Origin of the sequence: Macrococcus animalis, assembly GCF_047425875.1 — a bacterium.
GTDB lineage: Bacteria > Bacillota > Bacilli > Staphylococcales > Staphylococcaceae > Macrococcoides > Macrococcoides animalis.
Genome location: NZ_CP179727.1, coordinates 1,263,410 through 1,285,287, shown reverse-complemented (window position 1 = coordinate 1,285,287; position 21,878 = coordinate 1,263,410). Strand labels below are relative to the sequence as shown.

The 21,878-nt window shown below is 33.6% G+C and carries 24 protein-coding genes and 1 riboswitch; of the genes, 3 read left to right on the top strand and 21 right to left on the bottom strand.

Features of this window, described 5'->3' with window-relative positions; all coding sequences use genetic code 11:
- Positions 1-25: 25 nt before the first annotated feature.
- The 3 genes from guaB to xpt are packed head-to-tail and all read right to left on the bottom strand — an operon-like array spanning position 26 to position 3,377.
- Positions 26-1,498 carry an IMP dehydrogenase gene (guaB, locus tag ACMGE9_RS06760; protein WP_414042067.1) on the bottom strand — a complete coding sequence of 491 codons (1,473 nt, stop codon included), beginning with the start codon at positions 1,496-1,498 and terminating at the stop codon, positions 26-28.
- Positions 1,499-1,531: 33 nt separating this feature from the next.
- Positions 1,532-2,800, bottom strand: coding sequence for a nucleobase:cation symporter-2 family protein (locus ACMGE9_RS06755; RefSeq protein WP_414042066.1), 1,269 nt, complete (start codon positions 2,798-2,800; stop codon positions 1,532-1,534).
- 1 nt (position 2,801) lies between these two features.
- The gene (gene xpt / locus ACMGE9_RS06750) at positions 2,802-3,377 is read right to left on the bottom strand and encodes a xanthine phosphoribosyltransferase (RefSeq protein ID WP_414042065.1); all 576 of its coding nucleotides are present in this window, start codon (positions 3,375-3,377) and stop codon (positions 2,802-2,804) included.
- Positions 3,378-3,479: 102 nt separating this feature from the next.
- Positions 3,480-3,581: riboswitch (purine riboswitch) on the bottom strand.
- Between the two features lie 379 nt (positions 3,582-3,960).
- Between xpt and ACMGE9_RS06745 the strand changes: the two genes are divergently transcribed.
- Both ACMGE9_RS06745 and ACMGE9_RS06740 read left to right on the top strand, forming a co-directional pair.
- Complete coding sequence (locus ACMGE9_RS06745) at positions 3,961-4,950, top strand: YsnF/AvaK domain-containing protein (RefSeq protein ID WP_414042064.1); 990 nt, start codon at positions 3,961-3,963, stop codon at positions 4,948-4,950.
- Between the two features lie 125 nt (positions 4,951-5,075).
- Positions 5,076-5,684 carry a GNAT family N-acetyltransferase gene (locus tag ACMGE9_RS06740; RefSeq protein ID WP_414042063.1) on the top strand — a complete coding sequence of 203 codons (609 nt, stop codon included), beginning with the start codon at positions 5,076-5,078 and terminating at the stop codon, positions 5,682-5,684.
- A gap of 54 nt (positions 5,685-5,738) precedes the next feature.
- Here the strand turns inward: ACMGE9_RS06740 and ACMGE9_RS06735 are convergent, their stop codons facing one another.
- The 18 genes from ACMGE9_RS06735 to rpmH form a co-directional block, all read right to left on the bottom strand.
- The gene (locus tag ACMGE9_RS06735; protein WP_414042062.1) at positions 5,739-6,287 is read right to left on the bottom strand and encodes a YfbU family protein; all 549 of its coding nucleotides are present in this window, start codon (positions 6,285-6,287) and stop codon (positions 5,739-5,741) included.
- Between the two features lie 240 nt (positions 6,288-6,527).
- Positions 6,528-6,770: a 30S ribosomal protein S18 gene (gene rpsR / locus ACMGE9_RS06730; RefSeq protein ID WP_414042061.1), complete on the bottom strand. Its 243-nt coding sequence runs from the start codon at positions 6,768-6,770 to the stop codon at positions 6,528-6,530.
- Between the two features lie 34 nt (positions 6,771-6,804).
- Positions 6,805-7,332, bottom strand: coding sequence for a single-stranded DNA-binding protein (ssb, locus tag ACMGE9_RS06725; RefSeq protein ID WP_414042060.1), 528 nt, complete (start codon positions 7,330-7,332; stop codon positions 6,805-6,807).
- A 24-nt stretch (positions 7,333-7,356) separates the two neighbouring features.
- Complete coding sequence (rpsF, locus tag ACMGE9_RS06720; RefSeq protein WP_414042059.1) at positions 7,357-7,647, bottom strand: 30S ribosomal protein S6; 291 nt, start codon at positions 7,645-7,647, stop codon at positions 7,357-7,359.
- Positions 7,648-7,771: 124 nt separating this feature from the next.
- The gene (locus tag ACMGE9_RS06715; protein WP_414042058.1) at positions 7,772-8,095 is read right to left on the bottom strand and encodes a hypothetical protein; all 324 of its coding nucleotides are present in this window, start codon (positions 8,093-8,095) and stop codon (positions 7,772-7,774) included.
- A gap of 21 nt (positions 8,096-8,116) precedes the next feature.
- The gene (gene ychF / locus ACMGE9_RS06710; RefSeq protein ID WP_414042057.1) at positions 8,117-9,217 is read right to left on the bottom strand and encodes a redox-regulated ATPase YchF; all 1,101 of its coding nucleotides are present in this window, start codon (positions 9,215-9,217) and stop codon (positions 8,117-8,119) included.
- Between the two features lie 11 nt (positions 9,218-9,228).
- Positions 9,229-9,420, bottom strand: a complete 192-nt coding sequence (locus ACMGE9_RS06705) for a DUF951 domain-containing protein (protein ID WP_414042056.1) — start codon at positions 9,418-9,420, stop codon at positions 9,229-9,231.
- A complete protein-coding gene (locus tag ACMGE9_RS06700) occupies positions 9,410-10,306 on the bottom strand; it encodes a mechanosensitive ion channel family protein (RefSeq protein ID WP_414042055.1) in 897 nt (298 codons plus the stop codon). The genes ACMGE9_RS06705 and ACMGE9_RS06700 overlap by 11 nt, the downstream gene beginning before the upstream one ends.
- On the bottom strand, positions 10,307-11,155 hold the full coding sequence (locus ACMGE9_RS06695) for a ParB/RepB/Spo0J family partition protein (protein ID WP_414042054.1): 849 nt from the start codon (positions 11,153-11,155) through the stop codon (positions 10,307-10,309).
- The gene (locus ACMGE9_RS06690) at positions 11,148-11,909 is read right to left on the bottom strand and encodes a ParA family protein (RefSeq protein WP_414042053.1); all 762 of its coding nucleotides are present in this window, start codon (positions 11,907-11,909) and stop codon (positions 11,148-11,150) included. The genes ACMGE9_RS06695 and ACMGE9_RS06690 overlap by 8 nt, the downstream gene beginning before the upstream one ends.
- A gap of 114 nt (positions 11,910-12,023) precedes the next feature.
- A complete protein-coding gene (locus ACMGE9_RS06685) occupies positions 12,024-13,481 on the bottom strand; it encodes a carbon starvation protein A (RefSeq protein ID WP_414042052.1) in 1,458 nt (485 codons plus the stop codon).
- Positions 13,482-13,597: 116 nt separating this feature from the next.
- Positions 13,598-14,443 carry a nucleoid occlusion protein gene (noc, locus tag ACMGE9_RS06680; RefSeq protein ID WP_414042051.1) on the bottom strand — a complete coding sequence of 282 codons (846 nt, stop codon included), beginning with the start codon at positions 14,441-14,443 and terminating at the stop codon, positions 13,598-13,600.
- Between the two features lie 41 nt (positions 14,444-14,484).
- Complete coding sequence (gene rsmG / locus ACMGE9_RS06675; protein ID WP_414042050.1) at positions 14,485-15,201, bottom strand: 16S rRNA (guanine(527)-N(7))-methyltransferase RsmG; 717 nt, start codon at positions 15,199-15,201, stop codon at positions 14,485-14,487.
- On the bottom strand, positions 15,202-17,076 hold the full coding sequence (mnmG, locus tag ACMGE9_RS06670; RefSeq protein ID WP_414042049.1) for a tRNA uridine-5-carboxymethylaminomethyl(34) synthesis enzyme MnmG: 1,875 nt from the start codon (positions 17,074-17,076) through the stop codon (positions 15,202-15,204).
- A 12-nt stretch (positions 17,077-17,088) separates the two neighbouring features.
- Positions 17,089-18,471, bottom strand: a complete 1,383-nt coding sequence (gene mnmE, locus ACMGE9_RS06665; protein ID WP_414042048.1) for a tRNA uridine-5-carboxymethylaminomethyl(34) synthesis GTPase MnmE — start codon at positions 18,469-18,471, stop codon at positions 17,089-17,091.
- Between the two features lie 130 nt (positions 18,472-18,601).
- Complete coding sequence (gene jag / locus ACMGE9_RS06660) at positions 18,602-19,405, bottom strand: RNA-binding cell elongation regulator Jag/EloR (protein ID WP_414042047.1); 804 nt, start codon at positions 19,403-19,405, stop codon at positions 18,602-18,604.
- 14 nt (positions 19,406-19,419) lie between these two features.
- Positions 19,420-19,767: a ribonuclease P protein component gene (gene rnpA, locus ACMGE9_RS06655; RefSeq protein ID WP_414044464.1), complete on the bottom strand. Its 348-nt coding sequence runs from the start codon at positions 19,765-19,767 to the stop codon at positions 19,420-19,422.
- Positions 19,768-19,871: 104 nt separating this feature from the next.
- Positions 19,872-20,009 (bottom strand): 50S ribosomal protein L34, encoded by a 138-nt coding sequence (gene rpmH, locus ACMGE9_RS06650; RefSeq protein WP_041636245.1) that lies wholly within the window; start codon positions 20,007-20,009, stop codon positions 19,872-19,874.
- 470 nt (positions 20,010-20,479) lie between these two features.
- On the opposite strand from rpmH, the gene dnaA reads away from it, so the two are divergent.
- Positions 20,480-21,823 carry a chromosomal replication initiator protein DnaA gene (gene dnaA / locus ACMGE9_RS06645; RefSeq protein ID WP_414042046.1) on the top strand — a complete coding sequence of 448 codons (1,344 nt, stop codon included), beginning with the start codon at positions 20,480-20,482 and terminating at the stop codon, positions 21,821-21,823.
- Positions 21,824-21,878: the final 55 nt, after the last annotated feature.

Below are 21,878 nucleotides of genomic sequence, written 5' to 3'. Positions count from 1 at the left end.
GTGATGTTCTCCTTTAGTGTGATGTTTATAGTGAATAATTTGGTGATTCTTTAGTGATTTGAACGTCATGTGGATGACTCTCGATTAAACCTGCACCAGTCATTTTAATAAATTGAGCTTCTTCACGTAATGCTGCTAAATCTTTTGATCCAGTGTAACCCATACCGCTTCTTACACCACCAAGCAATTGATAAACTGTATCTTGTAATGCACCTTTAAATGCAATACGACCTTCAATACCCTCTGGAACAAACTTTTTAGAATCTTTATCGTCTTGGAAGTAACGGTCTTTAGACCCTTGTTCCATCGCACCAAGGGACCCCATTCCACGATATACTTTATATTGTCTACCTTGGAAGATTTCGGTTTCTCCTGGAGATTCGGTTGTACCTGCAAGCAATGAACCTAACATTACTGCATGGCCACCTGCAGCTAATGCTTTGATGATATCTCCAGAAAATTTAATACCACCATCAGCGATAATCGCTTTTCCAAGCTTTTTCGCTTCAGTAGCCGCATCATAAATTGCAGTAATTTGTGGAACCCCTACACCTGCTACTACACGAGTTGTACAAATAGAACCCGGTCCGATACCTACTTTAACAACATCAGCTCCTGCTTCGATTAAAGCGCGTGTACCACTCGCAGTTGCGACGTTACCAGCGATTAATGTTACTTCAGGGAAGTTCGTTTTAAGTGCTTTAACCATCTCTAAAACACCTTTAGAGTGACCGTGCGCAGTATCAATCACTAATGCATCCGTTCCCGCTTCAACTAATTTTTCAGCACGTACTAATGTATCCTTTGCAATACCCACAGCAGCTGCTACTAACAAACGCCCGTGACTATCTTTTGCAGCATTCGGAAATTCAATAACCTTCTCAATATCTTTAATTGTAATTAAACCTTTCAAAATACCAGTCTCATCAACGATTGGTAATTTTTCGATTTTGTATTGTTGTAAAATCTTTTCTGCTTGCTCTAAGGTCGTTCCAACCGGTGCCGTTACAAGTGCTTCACTCGTCATAACATCAGAAATCTTAATAGAAAAATCTTCAATAAAACGTAAATCACGGTTAGTAATAATACCAACTAATTTTTTCTCTTCTGAATTATTAACAATTGGAACACCAGAAATACGGTATTTACCCATTAAATGTTCAGCTGCAAACACTTGCTCTTCTGGCGTCAAAAAGAATGGATTAGTAATGACACCATTTTCAGAGCGTTTAACTTTTTGAACTTCATCAGCCTGTTGTTCTATACTCATGTTCTTATGAATTACTCCTAAACCGCCTTGTCTAGCCATAGCGATTGCCATCTTAGATTCAGTTACAGTATCCATACCTGCTGACAAAATAGGAATATTTAATTTAAGGTTATCTGACAACGAAACACTTAAATCCACTTCATTCGGTAATACACTTGATTCTGCTGGTATTAATAATACATCATCAAAAGTTAAGCCTTCTTTTTGAAACTTGCTTTCCCACGTCATTATAATTCCTCCATTGTAATTTATTACTTACTATTATTTCATATTTTTCACGATTTGTTTATCGTTTAATCCATTAAAAAATAAATTCAAGATAATCGCTGTAAAAGTCCCAATAACAATACCATTTTGTGTTAACCAAGTAAATTCTTCGTCAAAACCATTGAAAGCTTTTGGAACTGTTGTAATTCCTAGACCAATGCCAACAGATACAGCAATTATAAGTAAATTGTCTTGCTTGGTAAAATCTATTGTTCCAAGCATCTTTACCCCATATGCCATTACCATACCAAACATTGCAATCATGGCTCCACCTAATACAGAAGGTGGAATCACTGTTGCTAATGCGCCAATTTTAGGAATCGAACCACAAATAAGTAACAATACCACCATCCCATACATTACTTTTTGTGATTTAACACCCGATAAGGAGACTAAACCGACATTCTGTGAATATGCAGTATAAGGAAATGCATTGAAGATTGATCCTAATATTATCGCTAATCCTTCTGAACGATATCCTTTAGAAATGTCTTTGCGTGTAATCTTAATATTTGTAATATCACTTAACGCTGTATAAACGCCCGTCGATTCAATCAAGCTAACTATGCCAATAATTACAAATAATATAATTGATTCTATTTCAAATTTGAAACTGGCAAATCTAAAAGGCTTCGGAAACTCGAACATATTTGATTGTGAAACAGCATCAAAGCTTACTAAACCATAAAATGATGATATTATGGTTCCAGCAATTAGCCCAATTAATATAGCGATTGATTTAATAAAACCTGTTGAATATCGATGAATAATTAAAATAATAACTAATGTAACTATACCTAAAATAATATTTCTTGAATTTCCATAATCTTTAGCACCTTGCCCACCTGCTAAATTATTCATCGCTACAGGCATTAAAGTAATTCCAATGATTGTTACTACACTTCCTGTTACTACAGGCGGAAATATTTTTATTAAATGTGAGAAGAACGGTGAAATGAGTACAATAATAATGCCCGAAGCAAACAAAGATCCATACAGCGTATCTAATCCATGCTTAGATCCTACCATAATCATAGGAGTTACAGCTGTAAACGTGCAACCTAGAACGACAGGTAAACCAATTCCTATCTTCTTATATACTTGTAAAAATGTTGCCACACCACACATAAAAATATCAATTGATACAAGATAAGCGGTCTCTTTAGATGAAAATCCTAATGCACCACCAACAATGATAGGGACGATAATCGCGCCAGCATACATTGCTAACAAATGTTGAATACTTAATAATAAATTTTTCATCCTATTCGCCTACCAAAGTCACTTGGTTATTATCTAAAGAAGCAATTCTACATAAACTTGTAACATTTAATCCTTCATTAATCAGCCTTTGGCGACCTTTCTGAAAGCTTTTTTCAATAACTATACCAACCCCTTGGCAACTTGCTCCCGCTTGTTTAACTAAACTATATAAACCAAGCGCAGCCTCACCATTCGCTAGAAAATCATCGATTATTAAAACCCGATCATCTTCATTCAAAAATTTTTTAGAAATAATAACGTGGTTCGTTTTATTTTTAGTGTAAGAGTGAATCTCAGTACTGTATATTTCTTCTGTTAAGGTACTCGGCTGTGCTTTTTTAGCAAACAGACAAGGAACATTAAAGTGTAATGCCGCCATAATAGCTGGCGCAATACCTGACGCTTCGATTGTAAGTATTTTAGTAATATTTTTATCCTTATATGTCTCAAATAAATTCTTACCAATCTCATTCATTAACTGAGCATCAATTTGGTGATTTAAAAATGAATCTACTTTCAGAATACTTCCATCAATCACGACACCGTCTTCTATTACCTTTTGCTGTAAAAACTCCATTGAAACCTCCATTTTATTTCTCTGAGAATGTAAAAAGATATAAAAAATACCCATCTTAAATAGAATTTAAGATGAGTAATAAGCGCACTAAATATACGAAAATATGCAACTAATATTACTCATAGTCACATCATTTACGGTAATGTGGTAGAAACCCTAAAGCCATATCCTTTAATTTATATGAGTTATTCTTATTAATAATATTTTTAGATAATATCAAAGTTATTGCTATTTAGCAATACTATTTCTATTAAAAGGTCTCGAACACTAAATTGACGAAACATTCTAAATAATACAAACGAAATTAAGTATATTTATTGGTAAATTAAGTAATTAATGACTTCTAATATTAAAGTACTTATCATCATCACATGGTATAAATTAAAAGATTTAAAAAATAATTATTATAATTTTTAATTAATAAACATGCTTTTCTTCTATATATATGCATATTAATTTTTACTAAACAAGAATATTAATTTCATAATTTTGTGTTTACCTTTTGTCTTCACGGGTATCTATTTAGCATAACAATAAAACATCAGTCATCACGAAACGTACAAAACAAACTATTGGAGGTACGATGAAGATGAGAAACTTAGAAACATTTTTAAATGAAGAAAGTTTGTTACGTAGAATCGACCAACTTAAATCTGAAGGTATTGCAGAGCATGACTTACATGTCATTTCTAAGAGTAAATTAGAAGGCTCAGCATTAGATTACACAGATGTACAATTCAAAGACGCTGAAGGTTCATTCGGTGATAAAGTGGCTGCTTTCTTTACAGGTGAAGATCCACAACACAAAGTATTTGATAAGTTGAACTTATCAGAATCTGAGAGAGTAGAATACGACAATGCAGTAAATAGCGGAAAAATCTTATTATATGTAGATAATGACGCATATTACTCAAACGATTCAGATGTAAATAAAGAATATCGAACAGGTAACACAGTAGCTGGTCACACTACAGGGATGATTAATAACACTGATACAGATGCAGACCATGCAGAATTACACCGCAATAATAATTTAAAAACTAGAGAGGAAGAGATTAATATGAATAACAATAAAAATTTAAACTATGATGAGTATAACAAATTGACAAAAGAGGAACGCTTAAACTATTTAGATAACGATTTAAGAGATCGTAATGACATTTCAGATGATGAAAAGATTAAATTACATGAAGAGCGCTTACGCGTTAACAAAGATACAGTTCAATCTGGTGAAGTAACAATTGATAAGAATGTAGTATCTGAGCGTCAAGAATTTGATGTACCTGTATCACATGATGAAGTAACAATTGAACGTCGTAAAGTAAATGAATCTGTAGCTGATGGTCATTTCGATAACGATTTAGACGAAGAAACAATTCGTGTTCCATTAACTGAAGAACGTGTTTCTGTCGACAAAGAAAACGTAGTTGCAGAAGAGTTACTAATTAAGAAAAACCGTGTAACTGACACTGAACATGTTTCAGAAGAAGTACGCCGTGAAGAAGTTGAAATTGATGATACTAATGCGCACCGTCGCAATGATTTAGACAACGATTTAACTGACCGTCGTTAATATAGCTTTTTATTAAAAGCCCTCAATGAGGGCTTTTTTTATTTCCTGTTATTAATCTAAAAGTGTGCATAAATTTAATCAAATGATACAATAGGTATATTAAATAATGTAAATGGGGTCCTAAAATGAAATTTTTACATCTAACAGAAACCGACCACTATTTCCAAAAGTGCATGACATTATACGATACTGAATTTGATTATGATATTCGTGAACCAATTGAAGTATTCGAACAATCTTTTAAATTAAAACAGCAAGATGAAGAACGTTATCACTTCATTGCTATATTTGAGGATGATACACTTTATGGATTTATTGCGTTTCATTTAGAGATTATGTATCGTATAGGATATGTTGTCTACTTGGTAGTCAATCCAAAAGTACGTGGTAAACAAATAGCTCGTCAGTTAATGAATGAAGCTGAAGATATTATGGTAAAATTGTGCGAGAATAACGGCACTTCTTTAGAACATATTATGCTCGAGTGCGAAAAAGATAATGATGGTAATAGCCCGCTACACACGTTCTATGAGAAATTTGGATACTCAAAATTAGATTATAACTATCATCAACCTGGTCTTCATAATGATGAGGCTGTACCAATGAATCTTTACTTAAAAACAAATGATTACGACTCTTCAAAAAAAGCGATTGAGCATATTTATCGTGTTAAATATATTCAATGTAATCAAATCAAACCTGAAATCATTGAGACACTAATTGATGCGATGTAAAATATAAGAGGAGAATAGGAACTATTCCTATTCTCCTCTTATATTTTACTCTCTTTACCTTAATATTTGACTCAAAACTTCGAAAGATAAATATGAATCAACTTTAGTGCTCTCATAGATATCCAACATACGTTGATATGTCTTATAACTTACTGGTTTTGATTCTAATGATCTAAAAAGTGTCAAATCAATATAACCATCATATTGACGCATTTCATTGAGATAGAAGAATGCATAAATCTCATAATCCGTTTCATCTACAAGGTTAAATCCTAAAAAAGAATAATACGGATGTTCTTTCAGTACCTCAAGTTCATGCCTTGCTAATGCCGCATATGATTTAGTCATATGAACATACATAGTAATGACGGCATCAACAAACTCAGATACATGAGGAGGAATCTTATCATATTCTAACGTCAACTCTTCTAATAGAATATGATTTTGAGCGTCATGACCATCTCTAACGATCTTTTGATGTAATTGATGCATCTCAGCATTCGGTGGATCTAACTTTTCTAAGATATAATAGATTTTGTACAATATTAATCGGTCAAATGGATTTAATTCAAATGCTCCATTTGTATCTAACCAATTGTTCATAATGGTCAACCTCCCTCTCGATTTTTGTAATTATTACAAAATATTAATAATTACAAAATTTATTATATTTACTTTTTATGTATATTTCAATACTTTTATTGTAAAAATATACTCTATGTTTATTAACTTTATTTAACAAATATTAATTTATTATGAAGTACATAAAAGATAATTTTTCAATCATAAAAAGTTAAAAAAATAAGTCATAACTCATTAAGAGTTATGACTTATTTAAGGATCCTATTGTTCTTCTTTAACGTATGGTAATAATGCCATATGACGTGCACGTTTGATAGCTACAGTTAACATACGTTGGTATTTAGCTGAAGTACCTGTTACACGACGTGGTAAAATTTTTCCACGCTCAGAAATGAATTTTTTAAGCATTTCTACTTCTTTATAGTCGATTTTTGTAATTCCGTTTGCTGTGAAATAACAAACCTTTTTACGACGACGACCGCCTCTTCTTGGTCCACCTGCCATGATTGTTGCCTCCCTTACTTCAATATTTCTTTATTTAGAACGGTAAATCATCATCACTGATATCAATCGGTCCAGTTGCGTTAGCAAATGGGTTCGTTGATGGTGTTGATGCATTTGATTGTTGTTGATTGTTATTATTGCTCGGTTGATAATTTTGACCTTGAGATTGTTGTCCATAATTACCTTGGTCATAACTAGAATAGTCTTGACTTGGATCGTTATTTGAACGGCTTTGATTTGCATTCTTCGGTTCTAAGAACTGTACTGAATCACAAATAACTTCCGTTACATATACTCTACGGCCTTCTTGATTATCATAACTACGTGATTGCAATCTGCCATCTACCCCAGCTAAACTACCTTTGTTTAAGAAGTTATTCACATTTTCAGCTTGCTTACGGAAAACGACACAATTGATAAAATCAGCCTGTCTTTCACCTTGAGCATTTGTAAATGTACGGTTAACCGCTAATGTAAATGTAGCTACTGACACGCCTGATGGTGTGACTCTGTATTCTGGATCTTTAGTTAATCGACCTACTAATACAACTCGGTTAAGCAAATAAATCGCCCCCACATGTTAGGTTTATTTTTCTTCTTCGCGTATAACGATATGACGGATAATGTCATCGTTGATTTTTGCTAATCGATCGAATTCGTTTGTTGCAGCATCAGTTGAATTAACTTTAACGATTTGGTAGAAACCTTCTTTAAAATCGTTGATTTCATAAGCTAAACGACGTTTACCCCAATCCTTTGATTCGATGATTTCCGCTCCGTTAGAAGTTAAAACACCTTCGAAACGCTCGATTAAAGCTTTCTTAGCATCTTCTTCAATGTTCGGACGTACGACATACATAATTTCGTATTTTCTCATCTTTTACACCTCCTCATGGTCTATGCGGCTTTATTAAGAAATAAAGCAAGGAATAATTTTCATTACTCACAATAGAGAATTATAGCATACATTACTTATTACATCAATCATTAGTTTTCATTAATTAGTGATGCACTTCATTTAATTGATACGTTACAATCTCTTTAGAATAGAATAACTTAATATCTCCCGAGCGATATAAATGCACATATTCTTCATAATCCGTATCATTTGGATTAATTTCATCTGTTCCAACAATATCTAAATAACGAATTGCAGACGCAGGAAATGACACTTTGTTGTAAATTGAATCATTTAGCTTTATAGGTTCGGATAGCGCAACTGCCTGAACTAAATAATGATAAGTTATATGATATACTGGATTATCTTTTTCTTCCGACTTTATAATAACTTTAATACAATACATGAGTCGTTTTAATGGTTGCATCATATCCTCCTATTGTTTAGTTTATACGTTAAATCTAAAGTGTACAACGTCACCATCTTGCATTATATAATCTTTACCTTCAAGACGTACACGCCCCGCTTCTTTTGCTGCGCTCATTCCATTATGTTCAATTAAATCATTATAGCTTACCGTTTCAGCTCTGATAAAACCACGTTCAAAGTCTGTATGAATAATCCCAGCACACTGTGGCGCAGTCATACCGCGTCTAAACGTCCAAGCACGCACTTCTTGAACACCTGCTGTAAAGTATGTCGCAAGGCCTAGCAAATGGTAAGACGCTTTAATTAATTTATCTAAACCTGATTCTTCGATACCTAAATCAGCCAGATATTCTTTTTTATCTTCTTCATCAAGTGCTGCAAGTTCTTCTTCAATACGTGCACTAATAACAATCACTTGAGAACCTTCATTATCTGCATATGCTTTAATAGCTTTAACGTGTTCGTTTTCTTCACCTGCAACTAAGTCGTCTTCAGATACATTTGCAACATAAAGCATCGGTTTCGCTGTCAGTAAGTGCATACCTTTCACTAACTTTTCTTGTTCTGGCGTAAATTCGATACTTCTAGCCGGACGTTCATTTTCTAATGCTTCTTTCACAATCGCTAAGATTGCTTCTTCAGTCATTGCATCTTTATCTTTTTGTTTCGCCATTTTTTGAACACGTGCGTAACGTTTCTCAACAGATTCTAAATCTGCTAAGATCAACTCCATATTAATGACCTCAATATCATCAACAGGGTCAACAGTTCCTGATACATGCGTTATGTTCTCATCTTCAAATGCTCGAACGACTTGACAGATTGCATCAACGTCTCGGATATGAGATAAGAATTTATTTCCTAAACCTTCACCCTTAGATGCACCTTTAACAATACCTGCAATATCCGTAAATTCGAATGCTGTTGGTACTGTTTTCTTAGGTGTTACTAATTCAGTTAATTTATCTAAACGTACATCGGGTACTTCTACTATTCCAACGTTTGGGTCAATCGTTGCGAAAGGATAGTTCGCAGCAAGCGCACCTGCTTTTGTAATAGCATTAAATAATGTTGATTTTCCTACGTTTGGTAAGCCTACTATTCCTGCTGTTAAAGCCATAATTATTCTCCTTATTCGGCACGTGCCGTTATCTTTTTAATTTTTTTATTAAATGCTTGTCTAGGTAACATAATACTGCGCCCGCATCCTTCACATTTAATACGAATATCTGCACCTAAACGAATCACTTTAAAATGTTTTTCTCCACAAGCATGAGGCTTCTTCATTTCGACAATTGTATTTAAGTCATACTCATTTTGCATTTTGATCACCCTTATTTGGTTGATTATACATGACGACTCGTGGCACTGGGACATGAATATCATTCTGATCTAAATATTCTTTAATGTCTCCGCGTAATATTCTTGATACTTTAACATGGTTATTTGGTAATGTTTCAGCTGACATTCTAATCTTTGTCTCACCAGCACTAACCATTTCAACACCCAACATTTCAGGTGGTTTTACTAAATCGGCATATTTCTCGGGTAATGTTAATAAATAAGGCTGTAATACTGCCTCTACGCGAGAAACGTTCTCATCACTTGATACAGAAATATCAAAGATGGCAATCGAGTTGTTCACTGAGAAATTGACTATCTCATTCATCGTACCATTTGGTAAGATTGTCAGTTCACCCGTAAAAGACTTAATTCGAGTCGAGCGTAGACCTATGGATTGGACCGTGCCTTCAGCAACCGTCGTTCCAGTCGTATTAATTCTAACATAATCACCCACATCAAATTGATTCTCAAAGATAATAAAAAAGCCAGTAATAATGTCTTTGACTAACGTTTGTGCACCGAAACCAATTGCGATACCAGCGATACCAGCACCTGCAATAATACTTTCAACTTTAACTCCAAAGTTACTCAATATTGTTGTCAAAACGATAAACCAAATTACATATGATGCGATATTTTGCAGCAGCTTAATTAATGTCGTATCACGCTTCGTAGATTGAGAAAGATTTGTTTTAAGTCTCACTCTAAAGAATTGCTCAATAAACTTATGAACGATTCTAACGATAACAATTGCAACTATTATTAAAATAATCGACCAAAGAATATTCGTTGCAATATTCATCCACATCTTTGTATCAAAAAACGTCTCTTTTAATTCATTTATTATATCTTTCATTGCATTCACCTACTGTGCATTTTCCAACAATGCGATTAAACGATTAAATTCTTCTTCTGAAGTGAATTCAATAGCGATTTTACCTTTTTTTCGGGACTTAGAAATTTCTACTTTAGTTCCTAATTGACGTTTTAAATTCTCTTCATGTTTCACAAGAAACACTGGTTTTTTATTTTCTTTTTTCGGTTTTTCTTCTATATTGTTTAATTCTTTAATATACTTTTCTAATTCACGTACACTCATAGATTCTGCAATTACTTTGTTAGCCACTTTAATCATGTCATCTTCTAATTTTAACCCCAATAATGTACGTCCATGACCACCGGTAATTTTCTTTTGATCAATTAAATCTTTCACAGCTTGTGGTAAATTCATTAAACGCAGCATATTAGCAATATACGGTCTCGATTTTCCTAGTCGATCTGCTGTTTCAGCCTGTGTTAAGTTTAATTTATCCATCAAAAATTGGTAGCTCTTTGCTTCTTCTAAAGGATTTAAATCTTCGCGTTGTAAATTTTCGATTATCGCTAGTTCCATCATTTGTGTATCAGTAAGCGACTTAACTATTGCTGGAATCTTCACTTTACCAGCTAATTTACTTGCTCTATAGCGTCTTTCACCCACGACAATATCATAGCCTTTTACAGATTTACGAACAACAATCGGTTGTAATACACCATGAATTTTGATTGATTCACTCAATTCCTTCAGTGCCTTCTCATCAAATTCATGACGCGGTTGATATGGATTCGGTCGTAATTCGGAAAGACTAATATCTTCAACTAGTTCATCTTGCTGGTTTTCTTGGAATAGTGCATCTAGTCCTCTTCCTAAACCTTTACCTAAACCTCTAGCCATGTTTTACAACCTCCTCTGCTAAACTCTTATACGTTTTTGCACCTGTTGAGCGTGCATCGTAAACGTTTATGGGTTGCCCGTGAGATGGTGCCTCAGATAAACGAACGTTACGTGGGATGATAGTATCATATACTTTTTCCCCGAAATGGTCTTTCACTTCCGCAATAACATCATTACCTAAATTTGTACGTGCATCAAGCATTGTAAGTAATACTCCTTCGATTTCAAGAGATTGGTTTAAATGACGTTGTACTAAACGAATTGTGTTCAGTAACTGACTTAAACCCTCCAAGGCATAATATTCACATTGTACAGGAATGATGATACCATTCGCCGCTGTAAATGAATTGATTGTCAATAATCCCAATGATGGTGGACAATCAATAATAATATAATCAAAATCAATCTCTAACTCTTTAAATGCATATTTTAGACGTACTTCTCGGCTCATTGCTGAAACTAACTCGATCTCAGCCCCCGCTAATGCAATATTCGCAGGAATAATATATAAATGGTCAAGTGACGTTTCTAAAACACATTTATTAATATTTACATCTTCTACAAGCATGTCATATACTGAATTTTCAACATTATTTTTATCTACGCCTACACCACTAGTGGCATTACCTTGTGGATCTGTATCTACTAATAAAACTTTTTTACCAAGTTCTGCTAATGCCGCACTTAAATTAACCGAAGTTGTCGTCTTACCAACTCCACCTTTTTGGTTTGCGATGGCCAATATTTTTGTCATCTGTATTCTCTCCTAGTCTGTTTTTCATATAGTATCGATTATAACAATTTTATTGGATTTCTGCACAAAGAATAAAGCAGATGAGTCATATCACTCACCTGCTTCATGTTTTAATTATCTAACATAATCTCTTTTAAATACCACTGGATGGTCTAAATCAAATGTAGAATGCCCTGACATTCTTTTATATTGAACAACAAAAACTATTATAATTAATGCTGTTAGAATAATCGCAATATAGTAACTTATCGTTAAATCCATACCAAATCCAATTGGTTGACTTAATATATAGACGAAAACATTATACGTCATAAATACAGCAGGTAACACAGCAACCAAATAATTCTTTTTAGATAATGCTAAGTACATTGCACCAACCCATAAAGCAATTACCGCTGTTGTCTGGTTGGCCCATGAAAAATAACGCCATAGCATACTGAAATCCATTTTCGTTAAAATAAAACTCATAATGAATAATGGAATTGCGATATAGAAACGTTTCAGAATTGATTGTTGAGATAGTGAAATATAATCCGCTATTATCATACGTGCACTTCTAAAAGCTGTATCTCCACTAGTAATTGGCAATACAATAACACCGATAATTGCGATAGTTCCTACAAATGAACCAAGTAACATTGTTGAAGCTTTACTTACAACGAGGGCTGCTTCACCTTGTGCTAATATCTCTTTTAAACCACCATAGCCACCAAATAAACTCATTGCAGCTGCAGCCCAAACCATAGCAATCATTCCTTCCAAAATCATCATTCCATAGAAAATTGGACGCCCATTTTTCTCATTTTTTGTCGTACGTGAGATAATTGGACTTTGCGTTGCATGGAATCCTGATAATGCACCACAACTTATCGTAAAGAAAAGTAATGGAAATATCGATAAACCATCTGGGTGCATATTTTCTAAAGTAATTTCAGGAATTTTAGCACCTGTTTGAATTAATCTAAAGAAAATACCTACCGCACTGATTAATAAAAATGCACCAAAGATTGGGTAAACTCGTCCTATAATTTTGTCAATCGGCAATACTGTTGACAAGAAATAATAAATGAAAATAATAAAAATAATAATGCTTAATGCCAATTTTTTATCTACTAAATCATGAATTAGAATTGCTGGTGAAGTAACAAACACTGTTCCGGTTAATAATAAAAGTAACAAAGTAAATACATTCACGACATGTTTCATCGCCTTACCTAAAAACTTCCCGGCAAGTTCTGGTAAATGTGCCCCTTTATTTCTAATCGATATCATGCCTGTTAGGTAATCATGTACTGCACCTGCGAAAATACATCCTACGACAATCCAAATAAATGCAACTGGACCATATAGAGCTCCCATAATCGGACCAAAGATTGGACCTACACCTGCAATATTTAACAACTGAATTAATGCATTAGATTTCGTATTCATAGGTACGTAATCAATACCATCATTTTGATCATAAGCTGGCGTTGGTCTTTCATCATTAACCCCGAACATTTTTTCAATATAATATCCATATGTGAAATAACCCAAAATCAAAAGCACTATGCATGAAATAAATGTAACCATATAATCCCCCTTTATATGAAATCGCTTACATTTAATATTCTAAATAATTAGATAACTTTTGTAAATACAAAAAAGCATAACGATTAGGAAGTCATCGTTATGCTGACAGAATAATTTTATTTATTAACATCATTCTTAAACACTTTAATCGAAATTTCATAGAAATTCTCATATTCAGTGTCTTTACGTTTTACTTTCACACCGCTTTTTTCAACTGTTTTTAAACTTTCTCCAATTGTATTAAAAGCAAGTTTCAAGTCACGTGTAAATCCGATACGTTTAGGTTTTACATTTTCTCCGCCTAACATACGTTTCACACGCTCTTCTGTTTGTTTTACATTTAAGTTTTGGCTTTTAATGATGCCCAACATCTTGGTTTGACCATTTTCATCAAGAGCAAGTAACGCACGTGCATGTCGCTCAGTAATTTGTTGTTTACTTAACGCATCTAGAATGGGTTGAGATAAACGTAACAGTCTAAGTTTATTCGCAATAAACGACTGACTCTTTCCTAAGCTTGTTGCAAGATCTTGTTGTGTAATGCCATCTAAGTCTAAAAGTTTCTTGTATGCTTCCGCTTCCTCAACAGCTGATAAATTTTCACGTTGAATATTTTCAATTAATGCAATAGCAGCTGTTTCTTTGTCATTCATTTGCTTAACAATTACTTCAGTTTCAGCTACTCCATTAAACTTTAAAGCACGAAAACGTCTTTCTCCAGCAATAATTTCATACATATCTTCTTCAATTGGACGCACGACAATAGGTTGTAATAATCCATATGATTGAATAGACTCTGCCAATTCTTTAATTTTTTCTTCATCAAAGATTTGTCTCGGTTGGTATCTGTTGGGTACTATACGTTCTACAGGTACAGACACTACATTCCCATTTTGACGTTGTACTTCAACATCTTCTTCTTTATCTTTTAGTCCAAACAACTTAGAAAAAGGTTTTTTCATAACAATCGACTCACTTTCACTTCAAAATACTATTCATACCTCTACTTTAGTAAAGGTTCTTTATTAGGTGTCCCTGGTTTACGCGGATATTTCTTCGGTGTTTGTCGTTTCTTCTCAATATCTAAAATATAACGCATACTATCTTCTTCAGGTAATGTTAAAGGATGATTCTCAATGACTTCTCCACCTAAAATAGAAATCGCAAATAAACCTTCTTCTACTTCTATTTCTCCTTGTGCTCCTTTTAATGCAATGAAATGACCACCTTTTTTAACAAGTGGTAAGCAGAGTTCACTCAACACAGATAAACGTGCGACAGCACGTGCTGTAACTATATCAAATGACTCTCTATACTCTCCCTTACCAAAAGTTTCTGCACGATCATGTACAAATCGAACATTCATTAAGTCTAGTTCAGCACTTAAATGGTTCAAGAAGTTAATACGTTTATTTAATGAATCAACAATCGTGACTTCCAAATGTGGAAACATAATTTTCAATGGGATACTTGGGAATCCAGCACCTGCTCCAACATCACAAATAGATTGTACTTTTGTAAAATCATAATAGAAGCTTGGCGTAATTGAATCAAAAAAGTGCTTTAAATACACATCTTTTTTTTCAGTAACAGCTGTTAAATTCATTAACTTATTCCACTCTACTAAAGTTTCATAGTAAATTGCAAATTGTTTTAGTTGTTGGTCCGTGACTGCAAAACCTTTTTCTTCTAGTTTTTGTACAAATTGCGTCTCATTCATTTAGTTCACCCTTTTAATTTTTCCTTGCTCGATATAGACTAATAAAATTGATATATCAGCTGGATTCACTCCAGAAATTCTTGATGCTTGAGCAATACTTAATGGTTTTACTTCTTTTAATTTTTGGCGTGCTTCTGTTGCTAATGAATGGATATCGTCATAATCAATATTTTCTGGAATTTTTTTATTTTCCATACGTTTAACTTTTTCAACTTGCTGTAAAGATTTTTGAATGTAACCTTCGTATTTTGTTTGAATCTCAACTTGTTCCGCAACATCTTCTCCGACTTTAATGTCACTGTCGATTAATGATACAACTGATTTGTAGTCCATTTCAGGACGACGTAATAAATCAATTGCTAATATACCATCTTTTAATGCTGTACCACCACGTGATGCAATCATATCTTGCGTTAAAACATTCGGTTTAATTCTTGTATTCGTTAAACGTTTTATTTCCTCGGAAATAGATGACTTCTTCGCAATAAATTTAGCATATCGTACATCATCAATCAATCCTATTTCTTTACCTATTTCAGTTAAACGTAAATCAGCATTATCATGACGTAATAATAGGCGGTGCTCGGCACGGCTTGTTAATAAACGATATGGTTCGTTTGTTCCTTTCGTTACTAAGTCATCGATTAATACTCCGATGTAAGCTTCGTGACGTCCTAAAATTAATGATTCCTGGTTTAATACTTTTGCAGCAGCATTTATTCCGGCCATTAATCCTTGACCAGCCGCTTCTTCATATCCACTTGTTCCGTTAATTTGTCCTGCTGTAAATAAGCCGTCAATCTTCTTCGTTTCAAGCGTTGGCCATAATTGTGTTGGTACGATTGCATCATATTCAATCGCATAGCCTGCACGCATCATGTCTGCTTTCTCGAGACCCGGAATCGATTGCAACATTTGAAGTTGAACGTGTTCTGGTAAGCTTGTTGATAAACCTTGAACATAAACTTCTTTCGTATTACGTCCTTCAGGCTCTAAGAAAATTTGGTGACGTGGTTTATCATTAAAACGTACGAATTTATCTTCAATTGATGGACAGTAACGTGGTCCAGTCCCTTTAATCATACCAGAGTACATTGCGGATAAATGTAAATTATCATCAATAACTTTATGCGTTTCTGCATTCGTATACGTTAACCAACATGGAAGTTGATCTAAAATGAATTTAGTTGTTTCATAACTAAATGCACGTGGTTCTTCATCTCCAGGTTGAATTTCAGTTTTTGAATAATCAATCGTATTACCATTCACACGCGGTGGTGTTCCTGTTTTAAAACGTACGATGTCAAAACCAATATCACGTAAGTGATCTGCTAACGTGATAGAAGGCATTTGGTGGTTTGGTCCTGAAGAATATTTAATATTACCTAAAATAATTTCTCCACGTAAGAACGTTCCTGTCGTTAATACAACAGCGTCAGCGTAATACGTCGTACCAATAATTGTTTCAACACCTTTAACTTTATCATCTTCTATAATTAAACGTTCCACCATACCTTGCATAATATCTAGGTTGTCAGTGTTCTCAATCACATCTTTCATTTCTTGTTGGTAAAGTACTTTATCTGCTTGGGCACGTAAAGCGCGTACTGCAGGTCCTTTACCTGTGTTTAACATACGCATTTGAATATGCGTTTTGTCGATTGTTTTTGCCATTTGGCCGCCTAAAGCATCTATTTCACGAACAACAATCCCTTTAGCAGGTCCACCTACTGATGGATTACATGGCATAAAAGCGACTGAGTCCAAGTTAATTGTTAGCATTAAAGTCTTTGCGCCTTTTCTTGCTGAAGCTAAACCTGCTTCAACACCCGCATGACCTGCACCAACAACAATTACATCATATCTTTGTTCCAAAATTTTTCCTCCTTATTTTCCTAAACAGAACTGGCTAAATAATTGATCGATTAAGCCATCTGCAACAGACTCTCCAATCACTTCTCCAAGCAATTCCCAAGTTTTTATTAAATCAATTTGAATCATATCTATTGGCACACCGCTTTCAGCAGCAGTAATGGCATCACTAATTGCTTGTTTTGCATCTTTTAATAAACTAATATGTCGTGCATTTGAAACGTACGTCATATCTTGATTTGATACTGTACCTTCAAAGAATAAATCACGAATTTTCTCTTCTAATTGGTCAATACCTGTTTGGTCAACCATCGAAGTCATCACAATTGGTGTATCTACACCGACCATTTGCTTAACAGCATCAATGTCTAACCCTTGCTTTAAATCAGTTTTATTGATGATGACTATTACATCTTCACCTTTAATAATTTCTGCAAGTTGGTAATCACTTTCAGTTAAAGCTTCATTATAATTCAACACATATAGAATTAAATCCGCTTTACTTAAGGCTTGTCTACTACGTTCTACACCAATTTTTTCTACGATATCTTCAGTCTCACGAATACCTGCAGTATCGACTAAGCGTAGTGGTACGCCACGCACGTTTACATACTCTTCTAACACATCACGTGTTGTACCAGCAATTTCAGTAACAATTGCTTTATTATCTTGAATTAAATTATTTAACATAGAAGATTTACCTACGTTCGGTTTCCCAACAATAACTGTAGATAATCCTTCGCGTAGAATTTTACCTTGTGTACCTGTTTGTAATAATCCTTCAATGCTTGACTTAATCTTTTCCGCTTCAGTCAGTAAAAATTGATTCGTTGCTTCTTCAACATCATCATATTCCGGATAATCTATATTCACTTCTACTTGCGCTAATATTTCTAAAATCGATTGACGTAAACCTCTGATTAAAGTACTTAAACGCCCTTCAATTTGTTGCATTGCTACTTTACTTGCACGATCTGTCTTTGAGCGAATAAAATCCATTGTTGCTTCAGCTTGAGATAAATCGATACGTCCATTTAAAAATGCGCGTTTCGTAAATTCTCCCGGTTCAGCTAATTTCGCACCATTAGAAAGCGTTAATTCTAATACACGATTAACCGTCATTATCCCACCATGACAATTGATTTCTACAATATCTTCACGGGTATACGTACGTGGCGCTCTCATGACCGCTACCATGACTTCTTCAACGACATCATTCGTTTCAGGATCAATGATATGGCCGTAATTAATTGTATGTGAATCAACATTGTCTAATTTATTTTTACCTTTATAAATCTTATCTGCAATGCTTACCGCATGATCACCTGAAAGCCTAACGATGGCAATCGCGCCTTCTCCCATTGGTGTAGAAATACTTGAAATTGTGTCAAATTCCATACATTGATCCTCCCTTTAATGTTCATTTGTTGATTGTAGTGCGAAATTGTTAAAATGAAAACACATTTGCTTTAAATAAACAGATTAACTCTAAAAACATAATGTTTTTAGAGTTAACTGGTGTTATCAATTATCTTGCTTTAATGACTAAATAACGATGGGGTTCGCGACCTTCAGAATATGTTTCAATATTCTCGATATTCGTTAATATTTGATGCATAATTTTACGTTCATAGTTTGGCATTGGCTCAAATTTGACTGGTTTTCTTGTTGCCACTGCTTTTTTAGACATATTCAACGCTAAATTTTGCAATGTTTCTTTACGTTTTTCTCTATAATTTTCAATATCTAACGTTACCGTCGTATAACCCTTTTCGATATGGTTATAGTAATTCTGTGCTAATAATTGAAGACTATTTAGCACTTGACCACGTTTACCGATAATACGTGCAGCATCACTTGATTCTAAATTAATCAGGACTTCACTACTGTTTTTAATTGCACTATTTGCCGTAATGTTTAATCCCATTTCATGAATGATTCCCACAATATAGTTCTCTACTTGCATCAATGCATTCTCTTTCGATTGTTGCTTATTAAGCGTATCATCCTGATTAACACTTAGAGTTTTTTCTGATTCTGAAGCTATTTCAGCTTTTTCCACTACGATTTTTCCAGCATCATCATCACAAGATTTTATATCTTCTTTCGTTCTATTTTGGATTGCTGAAATTGATGGTAGTTTTTTAAGTTCTGGATCAATGATGACAAGTTTTACTTCAGCATTAGATTTTCCTAAACCAAAGAAACCTTTTTTACCAGGATTGATAACCTCAATTTTAACTTGTTTTTCATTTAAATTTAACTCATTTAAACCTGTTTGAATCGCATTTTCTACAGTATTTGCAATATAAATTTTCTCTAACACAGGCATACCTCCATCTAAGATTAACTGATTCTTTTATTAAAACCTTTCGCAATCTTCATGACATGTTCTAGACTCTTATGAATCTCTTCAACTGTCATATCTTTTGAAGGGTTTCTAGCAATAATAATGAAGTCATCTTTAATAATATCTTTTTTATGGCGTGTAAAACTTTCTCTAATCGCACGTTTAATACGATTACGAACGACTGCATTTCCTATTTTTTTGGACACTGAAATACCTAATCTAAAATGTTCATTTTCAGAATTTGCAAGTCGATAAACAATAAATTGCTTATTCGCAACTGATTTACCTTGTTTATAGACTTTTTGAAAATCATCATTTTTCTTTATTCGATACGCTTTCTCCACGATACACCAACTTCTTATCACTAATTGATTACTTTTCATCTATTATACTAGAATACTGACCTGTTTTAAACAAAATAAAAAAGACCACTGAATGTTCAGTGATCTTACGCTGATAATACTTTTCTGCCTTTACGACGACGACGTGCTAATACGTTACGTCCGTTTTTTGTGCTCATACGTGCACGGAATCCATGAACTTTACTATGTTTACGTTTATTTGGTTGATAAGTACGTTTTACCATTTAAAAACACCTCCATTTTATTAATATTTCATCTATCGAATTTCGTCTAGTGATTTACAATAACTATTGAAGTATATCAAATGAGACATCTAAAATCAACCTGTTTCTTATAATAGGCATTAGAAAAGATATCCACTTATCCACATTAATTCACAGACATTTGTGGATATATTTTTAAATTTTTTTATTACTAAAAAGTTATTCACATGCAAAATCACAAATCCACATTTCAAATTAGGAGTTCATGTGCTTAAGTATAACTTTGTGGATAACTCATGAAAACTCTTGATATTATAATCTTTTTTTGATAAGATTTTGATATATTTCTTGTGGACAAACTATATAGCTTATTTTTTATCCACAATTTGTGAGTAACTTGTGGATAAACTATTAAAGCTTGTGCTTAAGTTTATTCACATTTTTTTATTTGTGTATAACTTTGAAATTTTTTTAGAAGAAAGAGGAACATTATGAGTGGAATTGATACGATATGGGACAAAGTTTTAGCAAAATTACAAACAAAACTCACGAACGCAAGTTACGATACTTGGTTCAGTGAAACAAAGATTAAAACGTTAGATAATAATAAAATCGTTATTTTAGCCCCAACTTCTTTCAATGCAGACTGGCTTAAAAAAAATTATATCAATTTAATCCAAGAAGTAATTGAGGAAACCATTGGAGAACATTTAAATATTAAAGTAATCTCTGATGAGTTTGATGATGCTGATGCTGATGTTAATCTTCAATCAAATAAACCGAATGAAAGAACACCTTCTCAAGAAATTTTACCTAATCAGTTAAATACGGATAACACTTTCGATACATTCGTAATCGGAAGCGGCAATCGCTTCAGTCATGCAGCAAGTCTCGCAGTTGCTGAAGCACCGGCAAAAGCTTACAATCCATTATTTATATATGGTGGTGTTGGATTAGGTAAAACGCATTTAATGCATGCAATCGGTCATTATGTTATGGAACATAAATCCAATGCAAAAGTAGTTTATACTTCTAGCGAAAAGTTTACAAATGAATTTATTAATTCAATTAAAGATAACAAAACAGAAGAATTTCGCTCTAAATATCGCAATGTAGATGTCTTATTAATTGATGATATTCAATTTTTGGCTGGTAAAGAATCAACACAAGAAGAATTTTTCCATACATTTAATGAACTCCACCAAAACCATAAACAAATTGTTATTTCTAGTGATCGTGCACCAAAAGAAATTCCAACTTTAGAAGAACGTTTACGTTCACGCTTCGAATGGGGTTTAACAACAGATGTTACCCCACCTGATTTAGAAACACGTATCGCAATTTTACGTAAGAAATCTGAAGAAGAAAACATAGAAATCCCAAATGAAGCAATGCTTTATATCGCAACACAAATTCAATCTAATATTCGTGAATTAGAGGGTGCTTTAACAAAAGTTGTTGCATATTCTAAACTCGTCAATCGTGAATTGAATTCTGACTTAGTTGCAGAAGCATTAAAAGACATCATTGCGTCAAGTAAACCTAAGAAAGTTACAATTCAAGATATTCAAAATGCAGTAGGTGCTTATTACAACATTCGTTTAGAAGATTTTAGCGCTAAGAAGCGTACAAAATCAATTGCATTCCCAAGACAAATTGCGATGTACTTAGCACGTGAATTAACAGATTTTTCATTACCTAAAATTGGTGAAGAATTTGGTGGTCGAGATCACACTACTGTTATTCATGCTCACGAGAAAATCAGAACACAGTTAGAACATGATAATAGCTTAAAAAGTGATTTGAAAAATATCGAAAAAGATATCAAGGGTTAGTGTGCAAATTGTGTATAATTTTTCATGACATATGAACAGGTTATACACATGTGGA